Source organism: Yoonia ponticola (assembly GCF_014199395.1).
Lineage (GTDB): Bacteria > Pseudomonadota > Alphaproteobacteria > Rhodobacterales > Rhodobacteraceae > Yoonia > Yoonia ponticola.
Genome location: NZ_JACIJM010000003.1, coordinates 216072 through 232692, shown reverse-complemented (window position 1 = coordinate 232692; position 16621 = coordinate 216072). Strand labels below are relative to the sequence as shown.

The window sequence follows — 16621 nt, the reverse complement described above, 5'->3', positions numbered from 1 at the left end:
CGCTTATGCCGTGACGCTGCAGTTTTGGAAAGAGATCAAGCGACCTCTATTTGCGCATTGGCGTCATGGGCTTGCCGGATTATAGTGCGCGCATGACACGCAAACCCAAGGGAGAGTTGCGCCGTGGCTGGACCACAGGGGCTTGTGCGACGGCTGCCACTAAGGCCGCGTTGATCGGGCTATGGGGTGGTGACGTTCCTGACCGTGTGTCGATTGTTTTGCCCAAGGGCGAGGTGTTCGAGACCCCGATCACGATCTCAGATCGCGGTGACGGTTGGGTGTCGGTTGGCATCACCAAAGACGCAGGCGACGATCCCGACGTGACGCATGGCGCATTGATTATCGCCAAGGTGTCGGTCTCTGACGGCGGCGTTCAGTTTCGTGCGGGCGACGGCGTGGGCATCGTGACCAAAGCGGGGCTGCCGATTGCCGTGGGCGAGGCCGCGATAAACCCTGTGCCCCGTGCGATGATGGATGATGTGGTGGGCGAGGTCGCCGCAGATTATGCCGCGACCCCTGATGTTTGTATCGAGATTTCTGTGCCCAATGGAGCGGTCATTGCCGAGAAAACATGGAACCCGCGGCTGGGGATCAAAGGCGGGCTTTCGATCCTTGGCACTACTGGTATCGTGCGCCCGTTTTCCTGTGCCGCGTGGATCGCGTCGATCCATCGCGGTATTGATGTGGCCCGTGCTGGCGGCGTGACCCATGTCGCAGGCTGCACCGGTGCGACGTCCGAGACCACTGTGCAAAAGCTCTATGATCTACCCGATCACGCCATGCTGGATATGGGGGATTTCGCGGGGGGGATGTTGAAATACCTCAACAAAAACCCAATCGAACGCGTCACGATCGGCGGTGGAATCGGCAAACTGACCAAACTCGCGCAAGGGGCCGTTGATCTACATTCGTCGCGGTCTCAGGTGGATTTCGCAGCGCTGGCCGACATGGCAGGCATACCCGCGTTAAAAGACGCCAATACCGTGTTAGAGGCATACACAATCGCAGGCCCACCATTGGCAAAAGCGATCGCAGATTTAGCCTTAACCCGCGTCCAATCTGCATACCCTGCTATGCAATTTGACATCGTCGTGATCGACCGCGCGGGTGCCATTATCGGGCGGGCCGGTCTATGACGCTGCTTTTGCTGGCAGGCACGGGCGAGGCCAAGGACATCGCACGCGGCCTCGCGGACGCGGGTGTCACCGCGATTGCATCGCTGGCTGGGGCCACACGCGCACCCAAACCATTGGCATTGGAAACCCGCATCGGTGGTTTTGGCGGCGCTGACGGTTTTCGCAGCTATCTGGCAGAGGCGGGGATCACAGCCGTGCTTGACGCGACCCATCCGTTTGCGCATCAGATCACAGACCGCACGGCGCAGATTTGCGCAGAGTCGAACCTTCCTTATATCCAATTCCTACGCCCCACATGGACACCAGAGGCGGGCGATAACTGGACGCAGATCGACCGCGAAGAAGACGCCGCTGCGCATTTCATCGCGGGGCAAACGGTCTTTTTAGGCACCGGACGGCAAACACTGGACCGCTTTGCAAATGTCGCGGATTGCCGGATTATTTGCCGCCAGATTGATCCGCCGACGGGGCCGTTCCCCTTTGCCGGTGGGGAATTCCTAGTTGGGCGACCACCGTTTCCTGTTGCGGATGAAGTCGCTTTGTTTAAACGGCTTGGCGTTGATTGGCTGGTGGTTAAAAATGCAGGCGGCGAACGTAGTCGCACGAAACTCGTGGCGGCCCGTGACTTGAATATCCCCGTGCTGATGATCCGTAGACCGCCAATGCCGGATGGCCCCAAAGTTGAAACTGTGGATGACGCGCTGGCGTGGGCTGCAGCACTTTGATCATTACATGCGATGCAGATGTGGCGGCGGGGCTAGGGGCATTATGCAAAATCGAGCCGCGCTTTGCCGATGTCGCAGAAATGCTCAGCCCATTACCCCTGCGCCTCAGACCCGAAGGCTTTGGTCAAGTCATGTCCGCGATCCTTGGCCAGCAAGTCAGTGTGGCCTCGGCCAATGCAACATGGGCGCGGATGGTAGAGGCGGGGATGGATCAGCCCGAAAACGTGGTGACCGCGACGCCCGACGACCTACGCGCCTTAGGGCTCAGCCGTCAAAAGGCGCTTTATGCTCATGAGCTCGCCAAGGCGCAGATCGACTACGCGGGCCTGCGCGACTTGCCGGATGCGGAGGTGATAAAAACGCTCACGGCAGTCAAAGGCATCGGGCTGTGGACCGCTGAAATCTACGCGAAATTCTCGCTTGGGCGGCCTGATATTTTCGCGGCAGGGGACTTAGCTCTGCAAATCGCAGCACAAGATCTGTTCGCACTACCAGAGCGCCCAAAGGAAAAAGACCTGCGCAAAATGGCGGCCGCGTGGACGCCTTGGCGATCGGTTGCGGCACGGCTGCTATGGGCGTATTACGCAGACATCAAACAAAGGGACGGCATCAGATGACACGGGCACTTACAGCAGGACGGCGCGAGCCGGTTTCAGGCGAAATCAGATCAGCGGTTGTTTTCTTGCACGGCTACGGGGCCAATGGAGCCGACCTTTTGGGGCTGGCCGATCCATTGGCCGAACATCTGCCAGACACACTGTTCCTATCGCCCGACGCGCCAGAAGATTGCGCAGGATCGCCAATGGGTTTCCAGTGGTTCCCGATTCCGTGGATCGACGGATCATCTGAGGAAGAATCCAAGGCAGGTCTGGAAAACGCGGCAGCTGATTTGAACGCATTTCTCGACGGTGTGATGGTCGATGAAGACTTGCTGCCAGAACAAGTCATGGTGCTCGGCTTTAGCCAAGGCACAATGATGGCGCTGCATGTGCTGCCACGCCGCGAAGATGCCGTGGCAGGGATCACGGCCTTTTCCGGTCGCCTGTTAGAGCCTGAATTGCTGATCGACGAAGTACAATGCAAACCGCCCGTGCTACTGATCCACGGTGACCAAGACGACGTACTACCGCCGCAATCACTGCCCGAAGCCGCCGAAGCCTTGCAAGCAGCCGGATGGAAAGAAGTCTACGCCCACGTCATGAAAGGCACAGGCCACGGCATCGCACCCGACGGGCTGCAAGTCGCCTTGGCATTTATGCAAGAACGGCTTGGCGTGAGTTAACGGAAACGAAATCTATGTGCGCTATACCTGCGTTGATCTTTTAAGGTGTGCACATGCAACGGTTCGTCAAGATTATTGCACCTCGGAACAAGCTTGATTTCCTTTTCAAGCTTGTTTTCTTTGTGGTGTTATGTGGGGCCATGAACCACACGCGGGCGGTGCTGTCATTCGGCGTCGCGGATGCAAATACCTTTGCATACAACCTTAAAACGGCCACGTTCACGGCGTTGCCGATGAGCATTTTAGCACTGTTTTTGATCCAGTATCTGAATACGCTGCAACAATGTCTGTATTTGCAGGCCACAACCGATCAACTGACGCAATTGCCCAATAGGCGTTGGTTTATGGATCATCTTCCGGCCCATCTGAAACGGGGGCATACGCTTGTCCTGCTGGATTTGGACGAGTTTAAGGGGGTCAATGATACCTTTGGGCACGACGTTGGCGATGATTGTCTGGTCGCTATGGCGCAGCACATGCGCGCTGTTCTGCCCGATGGGGGACGTTGTGCGCGCCTTGGCGGCGAGGAATTCGGCATTTTGTTCGTAAATACCGACTTGGCTGCGGTTCAGGCGATGGTCACGACGATCTGTAACGGCATTGATGTGCCGATTGACGGCCATGACAGTATCAGGATCACGGCCTCTGCGGGTATAACGCAGGTGGGGTACGATTTAGAAACGCGACGGGCGTTTCACACGGCTGACATCGCGCTTTATCAGGCCAAAGCGGGCGGGCGAAAACAATATGCGATGGGACTTTCCCGCGACCTAGCGTCCCCTGATCCGCAAAAATCCGCGATCCGGCGTGCCGTCGGTTAACCACGCGTCATAACACTGTCACCAACTGCGATCATGCGTGTGATATCTGGATGATCAATTGGGCGTTGCCCTTTGGAAAACACTAGATATAGTTTTGATATGCGGCCGGAGCGGGGCTCCCGCTCTGCACCTCCGGGCGACAGAGCAGGGATGATTTTGACCATGAACGGCGACTTTCGAACCAACTTTGTGCGTGATGCAGCGGACCTCAAGCATTTTCCGGCGCTTGTGCTGAATGCCGATTACAGGCCGTTATCCTATTACCCACTGTCGCTATGGCCTTGGCAAGACGCGGTAAAAGCAGCGTGGCTCGACCGCGTGGATATCATCGCGGAATACGAAGAAGTGGTGCACAGCCCTTCTACCGAAATCAAAATTCCGTCGGTGGTCGTGCTACGCGACTATGTGAAACCACAACGGACGGTGGCCTTCACCCGCTTTAACCTATTCTTGCGCGATGAATTCCGGTGCCAATATTGCGGCAGCAAAGGCGATTTAACCTTCGATCACGTGATTCCACGGGCCAGCGGTGGCATTACATCATGGCAAAACGTGGTCGCCGCATGTAGCCCATGCAATCTGCGCAAAGGGTCAAAAAGCCTGAAACAAATGGGCATGAAACTACGCAAACCGCCGCGCCAACCGGAAACAGGTCAGCTACAAAACAACGGACGCAAATTCCCACCAAACCACTTGCACAAAAGCTGGTTGGATTTCCTGTACTGGGATGCGGAACTCGAAGCATAAATCGTGTCAATCCACGCCAGTACCGGAAAATCCTAGCCCACAATTAGGCCTGCAGGTCGTTCAACGCTTTGGCCGCGATATCAAACGACCGTATCCGCGCCGCCGGATCGTGGATCATACCCGTCACCATCAATTCATCAGGCTGATATTTGGCGATCAAGCCTTTCAACTGCGCATGAACCATATCGGCGGTGCCTGATGCGGAACATGACAACGCATGTTTGACCTGTGCAAGGACCTGCGGCGGTATTTGCGTTTCGACATTCTCAACGGGCAACGGTAATTTTCCAGCCTTACCAGTACGTAAATTCGCAAACGCGAGGTATTGCGACGACCGCAGGTAATCTGCTTCGGCCTCGGTTTCTGCGGCACAAACGCCAGCCGCAACCATCACATACGGCTTGGCCAATGTCGCTGACGGTTTGAAGGTCGAGCGGTAAATTGAAATCGCCTGTTCCAACATATCCGGCGCAAAATGCGACGCGAACGCATAGGGCAACCCAAGATACGCGGCGAGCTGCGCACCATAGAGGCTGGACCCAAGGATCCAAACAGGGACATTTGTCCCTTCGCCCGGAACCGCACGAACAGCCGCAGCGCCCGTTGGATCTTGGAGATAACCAATCAATTCTTGCACATCATCTGGGAACGTATCGTCCGGCGCCATGTGTCGCCGCAATGCCCGCGCGGTCGCCATGTCCGTGCCGGGTGCGCGGCCCAATCCCAGATCAATCCGGTCAGGGAATAGCGTCGCCAGCGTCCCGAATTGCTCTGCGATCATCAGCGGGGCGTGGTTCGGCAACATAATACCGCCCGCACCAACGCGGATCGTTTTGGTTGCAGCCGCGACATGACCGATCACAACAGACGTGGCGGCGCTAGCAATTCCGGGCATGTTGTGATGTTCGGCCAACCAAAAACGGTGATAGCCAGCATTTTCAGCGGCCACGGCCAAGTCCGCGGTATTCGCAAGCGCGTCGGCTGCGGTTTTGCCTTCGGGGATGGGCGACAGATCGAGAAGTGAGAATTTTTGCATAACGAGTTCCTTTCCGCTCACCTATGTACCGCGCGGTACAAAGCCAAGATATCAGCAGAAATTAACCAAATTCGGGTGGCTCAGGAGGGTTGGCGTTTGCCACATCGGGAAGATTGATGCTAACCTGACCAAAACGCGATGACCCGTCAAAAGGCTGTCGTTTTAATGAAATCAAAGGCTTAGGGTCGATGATACCGAAAACAGCGATGCTCGTAACAGTGATTGCTAGACTTCACATCAAGTGGCGGCTAAACGGAACACGTTAGCGCTAACGGAAATTGAAAAGGGCATACTATGGTCGCGCGCGTGATTCCGGTCGAGGATTTTGATCTTGTCATCTTTGGTGGGACAGGGGACCTAGCCCGTCGAAAAATTCTACCCGGCTTGTTCCGGCGATATTTGTCAGGGCAAATGCCAGTTGAATCGCGGATCATCGGGGCTGCACGCTCTGACATCGATTCCGACGGCTACCGCACCATGATCAAAGAAGCGATTTTGGAATTTGGCGGCGAAGAATCCCAAGACAGCAACGGCTTAGACGCATTTTTGGCGCAGATTGAATATGTGCCAATTGACGCAAAAGGCGAGGGTGGTTGGGTCGAACTGGCTGAATTGGTCCGCAACGACGTTGTCCAAGCTTTCTATTTCTCGGTCGCGCCGTCTTTGTTCGGCGATTTGGCAGAACGCCTGCACCGCCACAAAATCGCGTCAGCAACCAGCAGGATTGTGGTCGAAAAGCCGTTTGGCCGCGATCTGGAAAGTGCGCGCAAACTGAACGACGTGCTGGCGCTACATTTCGACGAAGGCCAGATTTACCGCATTGACCATTATCTTGGTAAAGAAACCGTTCAGAACTTGATGGCTGTCCGCTTTGGCAACGTGCTGTTCGAGCCGCTTTGGAACAACCATTACGTCGATCACATCCAGATTACGGTCGCTGAAACCGTCGGTGTTGGCGGGCGTGGTTCATATTACGACAAGTCCGGTGCGATGCGTGATATGGTGCAAAATCACCTCATGCAGTTGCTCTGCTTGATTGCAATGGAACCACCGTCGCAATTTGGCGCGGATGAGGTCCGTGACGAAAAACTCAAAGTTATCCGTGCGTTAGAGCCGATTATGCCGCACCACATCGTGCGCGGGCAATACGAAAATAGCGCGAACGGACCCAGCTATCGCGAGGACGCGGAAAACCCGCGCAGCCACACCGAAAGCTTTGTCGCGATGAAGTGCCACATTTCGAACTGGCGCTGGTCCGGCGTGCCGTTTTACCTGCGGACCGGCAAGCGGCTTAAGGCGCGGACCTCTGAAATTGCTGTTGTGTTCAAACCTCTTGGCCACTCGATTTTTGAGGGCCAAGAAGAGCAGCAGAATATTCTCGCAATCCACCTGCAACCCAACGAAGGCATCGACCTTCAGGTGACAATCAAGGAACCGGGTCCGGGCGGTATGCGCTTGGTTAACGTGCCGCTTGATATGACCTTCGCAGAGGCGCTTGGCGACTCGGATGTCGAGGTCACGGACGCCTACGAGCGCCTGATTATGGATGTCATTCGCGGCAACCAGACTTTGTTTATGCGTGGCGACGAAGTCGAAGCCGCATGGGGTTGGACCGACCCAATCATTGAAGGCTGGGAAGCGCGCAACGACGTGCCTAAAACCTATTCCGCCGGATCAAGCGGGCCTGACGACGCCTTGATGCTGCTGCACCGTGACGGCAGAAAATGGCGTGAAATCAAAGGATAGACCGATGGAATTCACCGAATACCCTGACGCAGAAATGATGATGATCGACTTGGCCAACGTCTTGGCGGGCGAGTTGAAAAACGCATTGCTGACCCACGACCGCGCGTCATTTGCCGTGCCGGGCGGCACCACACCGGGTCCGATTTTCGACGCGCTCTGTGGCGTCGATTTGGACTGGGGAAGGGTGAGCGTGCTGTTGACGGACGAACGCTGGGTGCCGGAAACATCCGACCGGTCGAACACACGCTTGTTGCGGGAACGGCTGTTGATCGAAAAGGCCGCGGCGGCGGAATATCTGCCGCTTTACGCGCCGTTTGAGACCCCAGAAGAGGGCATTCCGGGCCTCACCGACGCCATCGCGCCGCACTTGCCGATCTCGGTCATGTTGCTCGGGATGGGCGCAGACATGCACACCGCAAGCATTTTCCCCGGCGCCGACAAGCTGAACGAGGCATTAACGACTGACGCCACCTTAGTGCCAATGCGCGCGCCCGGTGCGCCTGAACCGCGCGTGACCTTGTCCGCCAGCGTGCTGAATGGCGCGATCAGACGGCACATCGTGATCATCGGCGACGAGAAACGCGCAGCTTTGGAAAAAGCGTCCGGCATGATGCCAGAGGACGCGCCAGTTGCGGCAATCTTGCAAGGGACAATGGTCCACTGGGCAAAGGCATAAGACATGTGGAACGCACTTAAAAAGCATCACGCGACGGTCGCAGATCGCAAGTTTATTGAACTGGTAGACGCGGACCGAGCCAATGATTTCAGCGTCATAGCCAGCGATATGCGTCTGGATTACGCCAAGACCAATATCGACAAAACCGGACGCGATCTGCTGATTGATCTGCTCGAAACCGCAGGTGTCACCGCCAAGCGCGACGCGATGTTTGCAGGCGAGGCGATCAACGAAACCGAAGGCCGCGCCGTGCTGCACACCGCTTTGCGCAACCTTGATGGCGACGCGGTGATGGTAAACGGCAAAGACGTGATGCCCGATGTGTTGCGGACGCTCGCCAACATGTCCGCCTTTGCAGAAGACGTGCGCAGCGGTGCGTTCACAGGGCAGGGCGGCAAGATCACGGATGTGGTCAATATCGGCATCGGCGGCTCTGACCTTGGGCCTGCCATGGCAGTGAATGCGCTTGCACCTTATCACAACGAGCCGCGCTGCCATTTTGTCTCCAACGTGGATCCGGCTGATATCGCTGGCGTTTTACGCACATGTGACCCCGCAACGACGCTGGTGATCGTGGCGTCGAAAACCTTTACCACGATTGAAACCATGACCAACGCCCGCACGGCGCAAGCGTGGATGGCCGAGGTCGTGACCGACACGGGCGCACAATTCGCGGCACTTTCCACCGCCGAAGACAAAACCGCAGCATTTGGCATCGCGCCAGAGCGGGTGTTCGGGTTTGAAGATTGGGTCGGCGGTCGCTATTCGTTGTGGGGGCCGATTGGCCTGTCGCTGATGATCGCCATTGGGGCGGATGCGTTCAAGTCATTCCTGCGCGGCGCCCAAGCCATGGACGTACATTTCAAATCCGCAGATTGGTCCGAAAATCTGCCTGCATTGCTCGCCGTTGTGGGCATCTGGCACAACCAGATTTGCGGCTATGCGACGCGGGCTGTTCTTCCTTATGATAACAATCTCAACCGCTTACCGGCCTATCTTCAACAACTTGAGATGGAAAGCAACGGCAAGGGCGTTAGCATGGACGGGGCTGATCTGACGGTCAATTCCGGTCCTGTTGTTTGGGGCGAACCGGGCACCAACGGCCAACATGCGTTCTACCAATTGATCCACCAAGGCACGCGGGTGGTGCCTTGCGAGTTCTTGGTCGCGGCACGTGGTCACGAAGACGATTTACACCACCAACATCAGCTTTTGGTCGCCAATTGCCTTGCACAATCCGAAGCTTTGATGACAGGCCGCACATTGGACGAGGCCCGTGCAAAGGTCGCGGTTAAATTCGACGGTGACGAGCTGGAACGCCAAGCTAAACACCGCGTCTTCCCCGGAAATCGGCCATCGGTGACAATCGCTTATCCGCAGATGACGCCGTTTGTCTTAGGCCAACTGATCGCGCTTTATGAGCACCGTGTGTTCGTCGAAGGTGTGGTACTGGGCATCAATTCCTACGACCAATGGGGCGTTGAATTGGGCAAGGAACTCGCCACTGCATTGCAACCCGTTGTCGAGGGCACGGCGGGGACTGATAACAAGGACGGCTCAACCGCCGCCCTTGTCGATTTTCTGCAAAAACACGGCGTCTAAAGCTGCACAGTACCATCGCGCAGCGCCAAGGTGCTGCGCAAACTGTCGGCGAGGGGACGTTTCGTGTTGTCTTGGTTCAAATTGACGATCACGGCAGTGCCTGTGGTTGTCAAAACACCACGCACATAAACGCCATAATGCATGGTAAAACTGCTCGTGCGCATTTCGACCGTGCGGCCTGTCAGCACATAAGTATCGTTCAGTTTTACTTCAGCTTTGAAGTCCAAGCTGATGTTTCGCAACACAATTTTCGGTGGGATATGGTCGTAGGTCGCAACCCCGTAAACCTCGAAATAGTGAATCCGTAGATTTTCGAACCAGCGCAGATAAGCGGCGTTGTTGACGTGACCAAGCACATCGATTTCACCAAAACGCACACGGTCAGCCATGCCGAAAGACCAAGGCGCAGGCACGTCCTGCGCCCGCAACTGGTCCTCGGTCAATGGTGTCAAAAACGGGAGTGTCACCTTAGACAGCCGCTGTGACGATGATCTCGACAGAGTAACCAGGCGTGGCTAGTTTCGCCTCACCAGTCCAGCGCGCAGGGGCGTGACCAGGGGCGACCCAAGCGTCCCAAACAGCGTTCATATCGGCAAAATCGGTGGCGATATTGGCAACCCAAACTTGGGCTGTCAGCACTTTGGTTTTGTCTGTGCCGGCTTTCTCCAGCAGGGCGTCGATCTTGTCGAGAACAGCCTTTGTTTGCTCTGTCACAGAGGCGCCTTCGACGCCAACTTGGCCCGCGAGATAAACAACCCCGCCGTGAACAACAGCGTGGCTCATGCGTGGGCCGGAATCGATACGAGTAATGTCTGACATGGTGTCTTCCTTTGGTCAAAGATGATGCGGGAAGGGATTGGAGCGGGTAACGAGAATCGAACTCGTAACTGAAGCTTGGGAAGCTTTCGTGATACCTTTTCACCATACCCGCGCGCTAGGATTGAAATAGCTAAGCCCGCGAATGCCGTCAACGCGAAAACGACGCAGGTCACTGACGATAACGACGGGCGAGGGCCTTTTGCTTCTTTGGCTCTTTAAATCCCGGGGGTTTGGGGGCTGGCCCCCAATACCAATACACGTGGCGTTTGGGGGCTGGCCTCATTGTACATCGCGCCGCCAGCTTGGCCCCTCATGTAGGCCCCTGAATTAACCCCGCCGCCTGCGCCGCCGTCCGCCGTCTTCACCCCCGCCGCCCGTGTTATGTGTCGCGGTGGGCAGCGTGACGATCGAGTTTAAAATCGGGAATGGTTCAACCGCGTTGGGAATGGCCGATGCGTTCACAAAATGCTCTTGGAACCGCGGTTCTATCGCGGTTTCGATCTTGTGGATTTTATGCACTGTGTCCTCAATCTCGGCCCGTGCGTCGCGGTTTAGCAGGGCGATCCGCGCCCCAGTGCCTGCCGCGTTGCCTGCCGATGTGACCTTGTCCAGCGGTGCGTCTGGGATCATTCCCAGCACCATCGCGTGTTTGGGCGAGATATGCGCCCCGAATGCCCCTGCAAGCACGATGCGATCCACGTTATCGACCCCGAATTTATCCATGAGCAAGCGTGCGCCGGAATAGAGCGCCGCCTTGGCCATCTGGATTTCGCGGATGTCGCGGTTTGTGACCGTGATTTTCGGCCCGCCTGTCGCGGTGCCATCATGCACGAGGTAGCTTTGCGTGCGGCCATCGGTGAAACAGTTCGGCGATCCGGTTTGCTCTGCCGTCCCGATCAAGCCGGGCGCGTCCACAATCCCCGCCATCCGCATTTCCGCGACCATCTCGATGATGCCGGACCCGCAAATGCCAGTGACGCCTGTGCTTGCGGTTTCTTTCGCGAAGTCGGGATCGTCGGACCACAGGTCTGATCCGATCACCTTGAAGCGCGGCAGTTTTGTCACCGGATCAATCTCGACCCGCTCAATCGCACCCGGTGCTGCCCGTTGGCCGCTACTGATCTGTGCGCCTTCAAATGCGGGTCCGGTGGGTGATGAACAGGCCAGCACCTTGTCTTTGTTGCCCAGCAGGATTTCCGCGTTGGTGCCCACGTCCACAACCAGCACAAGGTCTTCGGACTTGTCCGGTGCCTCTGACAATGCCACCGCTGCCGCGTCCGCGCCCACGTGTCCCGCGATGCAGGGCAGGATGTAGATGCGGGCGGCGGGGTGGATGTTGAGGTTCAGCTCTATCGCGCGCAGCGACAGGGATTCCGATGTGGCCAAAGCAAAAGGCGCTTGCCCCAATTCAAACGGGTCGATGCCCAAAAACAGGTGGTGCATCACAGGGTTACACACAAACACCGCGTCCATAATTTGGTTACGGTCGATCTGCGCCTCAGAGGCGATCTGGGTGAACAACGCGTTCATGCCTTCTTGCACGGCGGTGGTCATCTCAACCGCGCCTGATGCGTTCATCATCGAATAGCTGACGCGGCTCATCAGGTCTTCGCCAAAGCGGATTTGCGGGTTCATAATGCCCGAAGACGCCACAACTTCGCCGCTGTGCAGGTCGCACAAGTGGGTCGCGATTGTGGTCGATCCAAGGTCCACGGCCAGCCCGTAGATCGCGCCTTCAAAGTAGCCGGGCCAGACCTGCATGATCCTTGGCGCAAATGTGTCGTCGCCCAGATGCACGGCGCAAGTGACTTTCCATTGGCCCTTGCGCAGCGCAGGTTGCAGCGCCTTCAGCACCGTCAAATCAGCCTCTAAGTCGGGCAAATCCCAATCGCGTCGCAGCGCCACGATCAGGCGCTCTAGATCGCCAGACGGGTCGTGCATGTCCGGCTCTTCGACTTCGACGTAATACAGCCGCGTGGTAGGGTTCAGCGTGATATCGCGAGCCTCTGCACGTTTGCGCACGACCTGTTTGTGGACTTGGCTGGTCTCGGGCACGTCAATGACTACGTCCTTTTGCACCTTGGCCTGACAGCCCAAACGCCGCCCCTTGGCCAAGCCGCGAATGTCGTCGTATCGCTGTTCCACGCTGTTCCACTCGGACAAGGCATCGTCCGCCACCGTCACCCCGTGTTTCGAGAACTGACCGAACGACGGCGCAATCTGACACTTTGAGCAAATCCCACGGCCACCACAGACCGAATCCAGATCAACGCCAAGCTGACGCGCGGCCGTCAGGATCGGTGTGCCAACCGGAAAATTGCCGCGCTTGCCCGAAGGCGTGAAAATAACGAGAGGATCTTTGGTCATGGTGCCGCCTGTATTGTTAGCCACAGGCTACCGCGCAACGACGGGGATCGGAATGGCCAATACCGTCATAATGATTATGCGTAGCGGCATTTTTCGATTTGGTGCAGGCCATTTCGCTCAGGCGTCGGTGACATAGTGCCTTAACCCAGCACCGACACACCCATCACCCAAACCACCAGCGGGACGGGCAGGGTGGCCACCAGCAGCGTCACGAAGATCGCCCAGCCACTGAACAGGCGCGACAGACCTGCGGCCATCAGGATGCCGCCACCGCCGCCAATCGCAAACGTGCCGGGCACGTTCAGCAGCAGCCCAATCGTCGCATAGCGGTAGTCAATCGTCAGCTTTGCCAGCCACGCAGGCAGCAAGGCACGTTGGGCGGCTTGCCGTTCGGCAGGGGGCGTTGTCTCGATCCGGTCAATAAATGCGCAGGCTTTTTTCAATCTCAAATCGCGGAAGACCTTATGCAACCACGCCAGCGGAATTGTCTGCCCGATCACATAAGCCACCATCAGCCCCACGACTGTCGCGAGATAAACAAACGGGGCCACCGATGCGCCTTTGAGCATCAACAGCGCGATACCGACCTCAATCCCCGGCATAAACGGTGTCGCAATCAGCAAGGCGTAAATCACCAAACTCACCGCGATCAGCCCGATCATCGCCCCGGACCCGGACATCGCGTTCATCCCGCTGACAAAATCCATCGACCAGTTCAAAATCAGATGTAGCACAAAAACACATAGCCCGAATCCAGCAACCCAGCAGAGCGCACGCCGCCACGAGGGGCGCTGTTTCACGTCTGGTTTCACTGGTTCGTTTGCGTTCATCCGGCGTTGATGGTCAGTAAATCACGCGACCACAAGCGACATTCCCCGTTTTGCCTCTTTTGATTATGTCACATCCATGCGATAGGGCCGTGTCAAACGATGCCATGTCCAAGGAGACGACGATGGAGATTCGCGAGGCGCTGACCTTTGATGATGTACTACTTGTGCCGGGGGCATCTAGTGTGCTGCCGTCAACTGCGGACACCCGCACACAGGTCACAAAATCCATATCGATGAACATACCGCTACTGTCCTCTGCAATGGACACAGTGACCGAGTCCAAAATGGCAATCGCCATGGCGCAGGCAGGCGGCATGGGCGTGGTTCATAAAAACCTTAGCATCGCTGAGCAAGCCAAAGAGATCCGGCGCGTCAAACGCTTTGTCTCTGGTACGGTCTACAATCCAGTGACACTGACGCCCAACCAAACGCTTGCCGATGCGCGGTCCCTGATGGAACGCTACCGGATCACAGGTTTTCCTGTTGTGGGTCCAGACGGGCGCGTTGTTGGCATTGTCACCAACCGTGACATGCGGTTTGCACAAGATGAAAATACGCCGGTCAGCGTGATGATGACATCCGATGATCTGGCCGTTCTACGCGAACCCGCTGATCTGGACGAAGCACGATCTTTGATGCAAGCGCGCCGGATCGAGAAGCTCTTGATCACTGACGACGCTGGCAACCTAACGGGCCTTCTGACGCTCAAAGACAGCGAACAAGCGGTACTGAACCCAATCGCATGTAAAGACAATCTTGGGCGTCTGCGCGCCGCCGCGGCGTCTGGTGTTGGTGACAGCGGCTTTGAGCGGGCCGAAGCGTTGATTGATGCAGGCGTTGATATGATCGTGATCGACACCGCGCACGGGCATTCCGAAGGCGTCGCATTGGCCGTGGAACGTGTCAAAAAGATCGCAGGCGACGTCCAGATTGTTGCGGGCAACATCGCCACAGGCGAGGCGGCAACCGCGTTGATCGGATCAGGTGCAGACGCCGTCAAAGTCGGCATCGGACCAGGATCAATCTGTACGACCCGTATGGTAGCAGGCGTCGGTGTCCCGCAGCTAACGGCCATCATGGATTGCGCCGCAGCAGCGGGCGACATTCCGGTGATCGCTGATGGTGGCATCAAGTTCTCTGGCGATTTCGCCAAGGCAATCGCCGCAGGCGCGTCCTGCGCGATGGTCGGGTCCATGATCGCAGGCACGGACGAAAGCCCGGGCGAAGTGATCTTGTACCAAGGCCGCTCATTCAAATCCTACCGTGGCATGGGGTCGCTTGGCGCGATGGCACGCGGATCAGCGGATCGGTATTTCCAAAAAGACGCAGCCAGCGACAAGCTCGTGCCAGAAGGTATCGAAGGGCAGGTGCCTTACAAAGGGTCCGCCTCCGCCGTGGTGCACCAATTGGTTGGCGGCTTGCGCGCTGCAATGGGCTACACCGGAAACGCGACGGTAGCCGACATGCGCAAAGGCTGTAAATTCGTGAAAATCACGGGCGCTGGTCTGAAAGAAAGCCACGTGCATGACGTGCAAATCACCCGCGAAAGCCCGAACTACCGGATCGGTTAGGTCCAGACGCATATCCACGCTAAACACATGTTTGGCGTGGATATCACCCACATAATATAACGGATACCCGATGACACCTGCCGCTCGCGTCGCTGCTGCGATCACCGTACTTGATGATATCCTGACAGACCGGACGGCTGAAAAAGCTTTGTCCGATTGGGGGCGCAACAGCCGCTTTGCAGGCTCCAAAGACCGCGCGGCACTGCGCGATCTGGTGTTTGATGCGCTGCGCAAACGCGGATCATGTGCGGCACTTGGCGGTAGCTTGACGGGACGCGGCTTGATGATCGGTTTGTTTGCCAGCGACGGCGGCGATCCTGCAGCGATGTTCACAGGTGAAGGTCACGCGCCAGACGCATTGACCGACGACGAGGCGGCACATCTGGCCGCAAACCCCGGAATTTCGGACCATGACGCGGTTGATCTACCCGCATGGCTCTGGCCCGTGTGGCAAGCCGATCTGGGCGACGCAGCGGTCGCAGCCGCCGAAACATTACGCCACCGCGCACCGCTTTATCTGCGGGTAAACCAACGGCGCGGGACGGTGAAGGACGCGATTGCCGCACTCGCCGCCGAGAACATCACCGTCAGCGCACACCCCACGCAGGAAGGCTGCTTGCAGGTCGACACAAACCCGCGCCGCGTGAAGCTGTCCGAGGCCTTCGAGAGCGGCTTGGTCGAAGTCCAAGACGCGGCATCGCAGATCGCGGTCGCAACGATGGACGTGCCAAAAGGGGCACAGGTGCTGGATTATTGTGCAGGCGGCGGCGGCAAGGCGCTCGCGATTGCCGACCAATTCGACTGTGCCGTGACGGCACACGACGTGGCGACACAGCGGACCAAAGATATCGAACCCCGTGCAGACCGCGCAGGCGTGCAAATCGACGTTGTGACGACTGATGTGCTGACGGCAATCTATGACGTCGTGATCGCTGACGCACCGTGTAGTGGTAGCGGCACATGGCGGCGTAATCCCGAAGAAAAGTGGTCATTCACGCCAGATAAATTAAGCAACTTCAACGCACTACAAGGCGACGTTATTGTAGACGCTGCAAGCTACGTTAAATCCGGCGGCACGCTTTATTATATGACCTGTTCGGTGTTCTCAAACGAGAACGACGCGGTTATCACGCGGTTCACCGAAAATCACCCCGAATGGACCGCGCAAGATACGTTGCGATTAATGCCAAGCGACACCTCTGATGGCTTTTTCCTGTGTAAACTCACTAAATCTGAGTAGAAGCGGGACGCGAAAACTTCTGT

Annotated in this window: 16 protein-coding genes and 1 tRNA gene; 11 read left to right on the top strand and 6 right to left on the bottom strand. The window is 57.2% G+C overall.

The genetic code is table 11. The features are described 5' to 3' along the window. The first annotated feature begins 92 nt into the window (after positions 1 to 92). The 6 genes from FHS72_RS06205 to FHS72_RS06180 all read left to right on the top strand — a co-directional run bounded on the left by FHS72_RS06205 (position 93) and on the right by FHS72_RS06180 (position 4711). Positions 93 to 1136, top strand: a complete 1044-nt coding sequence (locus tag FHS72_RS06205) for a cobalt-precorrin-5B (C(1))-methyltransferase (protein WP_183527171.1) — start codon at positions 93 to 95, stop codon at positions 1134 to 1136. Beyond that, positions 1133 to 1861 (top strand): cobalt-precorrin-6A reductase, encoded by a 729-nt coding sequence (locus FHS72_RS06200; protein ID WP_183527169.1) that lies wholly within the window; start codon positions 1133 to 1135, stop codon positions 1859 to 1861. The genes FHS72_RS06205 and FHS72_RS06200 overlap by 4 nt, the downstream gene beginning before the upstream one ends. After that, complete coding sequence (locus FHS72_RS06195) at positions 1861 to 2478, top strand: DNA-3-methyladenine glycosylase family protein (RefSeq protein ID WP_425511114.1); 618 nt, start codon at positions 1861 to 1863, stop codon at positions 2476 to 2478. Before FHS72_RS06200 ends, FHS72_RS06195 begins: the two co-directional genes overlap by 1 nt. Beyond that, positions 2475 to 3143, top strand: a complete 669-nt coding sequence (locus FHS72_RS06190; protein ID WP_183527167.1) for an alpha/beta hydrolase — start codon at positions 2475 to 2477, stop codon at positions 3141 to 3143. The genes FHS72_RS06195 and FHS72_RS06190 overlap by 4 nt, the downstream gene beginning before the upstream one ends. Before the next feature lie 53 nt (positions 3144 to 3196). Continuing rightward, the gene (locus FHS72_RS06185) at positions 3197 to 3964 is read left to right on the top strand and encodes a GGDEF domain-containing protein (RefSeq protein ID WP_183527165.1); all 768 of its coding nucleotides are present in this window, start codon (positions 3197 to 3199) and stop codon (positions 3962 to 3964) included. Positions 3965 to 4126: 162 nt separating this feature from the next. Further along, entirely contained in the window at positions 4127 to 4711 is a 585-nt protein-coding gene (locus FHS72_RS06180; protein WP_183527163.1) for an HNH endonuclease, read from the top strand. A 43-nt stretch (positions 4712 to 4754) separates the two neighbouring features. Here FHS72_RS06180 and FHS72_RS06175 read toward each other — a convergent pair whose 3' ends face one another. Then, positions 4755 to 5747, bottom strand: coding sequence for an LLM class flavin-dependent oxidoreductase (locus tag FHS72_RS06175; RefSeq protein WP_183527161.1), 993 nt, complete (start codon positions 5745 to 5747; stop codon positions 4755 to 4757). 294 nt (positions 5748 to 6041) lie between these two features. Here FHS72_RS06175 and zwf point away from each other — a divergent pair, with 294 nt between their 5' ends. The 3 genes from zwf to pgi are packed head-to-tail and all read left to right on the top strand — an operon-like array spanning position 6042 to position 9771. Next, entirely contained in the window at positions 6042 to 7493 is a 1452-nt protein-coding gene (gene zwf / locus FHS72_RS06170) for a glucose-6-phosphate dehydrogenase (protein WP_183527159.1), read from the top strand. Positions 7494 to 7497: 4 nt separating this feature from the next. Continuing rightward, the gene (pgl, locus tag FHS72_RS06165) at positions 7498 to 8169 is read left to right on the top strand and encodes a 6-phosphogluconolactonase (RefSeq protein ID WP_183527157.1); all 672 of its coding nucleotides are present in this window, start codon (positions 7498 to 7500) and stop codon (positions 8167 to 8169) included. A 3-nt stretch (positions 8170 to 8172) separates the two neighbouring features. Next, positions 8173 to 9771, top strand: coding sequence for a glucose-6-phosphate isomerase (gene pgi / locus FHS72_RS06160; RefSeq protein WP_183527154.1), 1599 nt, complete (start codon positions 8173 to 8175; stop codon positions 9769 to 9771). Here the strand turns inward: pgi and FHS72_RS06155 are convergent. The 5 genes from FHS72_RS06155 to FHS72_RS06135 form a co-directional block, all read right to left on the bottom strand. Further along, the gene (locus FHS72_RS06155) at positions 9768 to 10223 is read right to left on the bottom strand and encodes an acyl-CoA thioesterase (protein ID WP_246414526.1); all 456 of its coding nucleotides are present in this window, start codon (positions 10221 to 10223) and stop codon (positions 9768 to 9770) included. The genes pgi and FHS72_RS06155 overlap by 4 nt on opposite strands. Positions 10224 to 10239: 16 nt before the next feature. Further along, positions 10240 to 10590, bottom strand: a complete 351-nt coding sequence (locus FHS72_RS06150) for a RidA family protein (protein WP_183527147.1) — start codon at positions 10588 to 10590, stop codon at positions 10240 to 10242. 38 nt (positions 10591 to 10628) lie between these two features. Beyond that, positions 10629 to 10702: transfer RNA gene (locus FHS72_RS06145), tRNA-Gly, on the bottom strand. 215 nt (positions 10703 to 10917) lie between these two features. Then, complete coding sequence (locus FHS72_RS06140; RefSeq protein WP_183527144.1) at positions 10918 to 12957, bottom strand: ASKHA domain-containing protein; 2040 nt, start codon at positions 12955 to 12957, stop codon at positions 10918 to 10920. Positions 12958 to 13097: 140 nt separating this feature from the next. Next, complete coding sequence (locus FHS72_RS06135) at positions 13098 to 13757, bottom strand: hypothetical protein (RefSeq protein ID WP_183527140.1); 660 nt, start codon at positions 13755 to 13757, stop codon at positions 13098 to 13100. 152 nt (positions 13758 to 13909) lie between these two features. On the opposite strand from FHS72_RS06135, the gene guaB reads away from it, so the two are divergent. Together guaB and FHS72_RS06125 are read left to right on the top strand one after the other, a co-directional pair. Further along, entirely contained in the window at positions 13910 to 15358 is a 1449-nt protein-coding gene (gene guaB / locus FHS72_RS06130; protein ID WP_183527137.1) for an IMP dehydrogenase, read from the top strand. 70 nt (positions 15359 to 15428) lie between these two features. Next, positions 15429 to 16598, top strand: a complete 1170-nt coding sequence (locus FHS72_RS06125; RefSeq protein WP_183527134.1) for an RsmB/NOP family class I SAM-dependent RNA methyltransferase — start codon at positions 15429 to 15431, stop codon at positions 16596 to 16598. The last annotated feature ends 23 nt before the right edge of the window (positions 16599 to 16621 follow it).

Excerpts from the sequence above, each read along its gene's own strand:
- FHS72_RS06205 (WP_183527171.1), top strand. The coding sequence starts at position 93 with ATGACACGCAAACCCAAGGGAGAGTTGCGCCGTGGCTGGACCACAGGG.
- FHS72_RS06200 (WP_183527169.1), top strand. The coding sequence starts at position 1,133 with ATGACGCTGCTTTTGCTGGCAGGCACGGGCGAGGCCAAGGACATCGCA.
- FHS72_RS06190 (WP_183527167.1), top strand. The coding sequence starts at position 2,475 with ATGACACGGGCACTTACAGCAGGACGGCGCGAGCCGGTTTCAGGCGAA.
- FHS72_RS06185 (WP_183527165.1), top strand. The coding sequence starts at position 3,197 with ATGCAACGGTTCGTCAAGATTATTGCACCTCGGAACAAGCTTGATTTC.
- FHS72_RS06180 (WP_183527163.1), top strand. The coding sequence starts at position 4,127 with ATGAACGGCGACTTTCGAACCAACTTTGTGCGTGATGCAGCGGACCTC.
- FHS72_RS06175 (WP_183527161.1), bottom strand. The coding sequence starts at position 5,747 with ATGCAAAAATTCTCACTTCTCGATCTGTCGCCCATCCCCGAAGGCAAA.
- zwf (WP_183527159.1), top strand. The coding sequence starts at position 6,042 with ATGGTCGCGCGCGTGATTCCGGTCGAGGATTTTGATCTTGTCATCTTT.
- pgl (WP_183527157.1), top strand. The coding sequence starts at position 7,498 with ATGGAATTCACCGAATACCCTGACGCAGAAATGATGATGATCGACTTG.
- pgi (WP_183527154.1), top strand. The coding sequence starts at position 8,173 with ATGTGGAACGCACTTAAAAAGCATCACGCGACGGTCGCAGATCGCAAG.
- FHS72_RS06150 (WP_183527147.1), bottom strand. The coding sequence starts at position 10,590 with ATGTCAGACATTACTCGTATCGATTCCGGCCCACGCATGAGCCACGCT.
- FHS72_RS06140 (WP_183527144.1), bottom strand. The coding sequence starts at position 12,957 with ATGACCAAAGATCCTCTCGTTATTTTCACGCCTTCGGGCAAGCGCGGC.
- guaB (WP_183527137.1), top strand. The coding sequence starts at position 13,910 with ATGGAGATTCGCGAGGCGCTGACCTTTGATGATGTACTACTTGTGCCG.
- FHS72_RS06125 (WP_183527134.1), top strand. The coding sequence starts at position 15,429 with ATGACACCTGCCGCTCGCGTCGCTGCTGCGATCACCGTACTTGATGAT.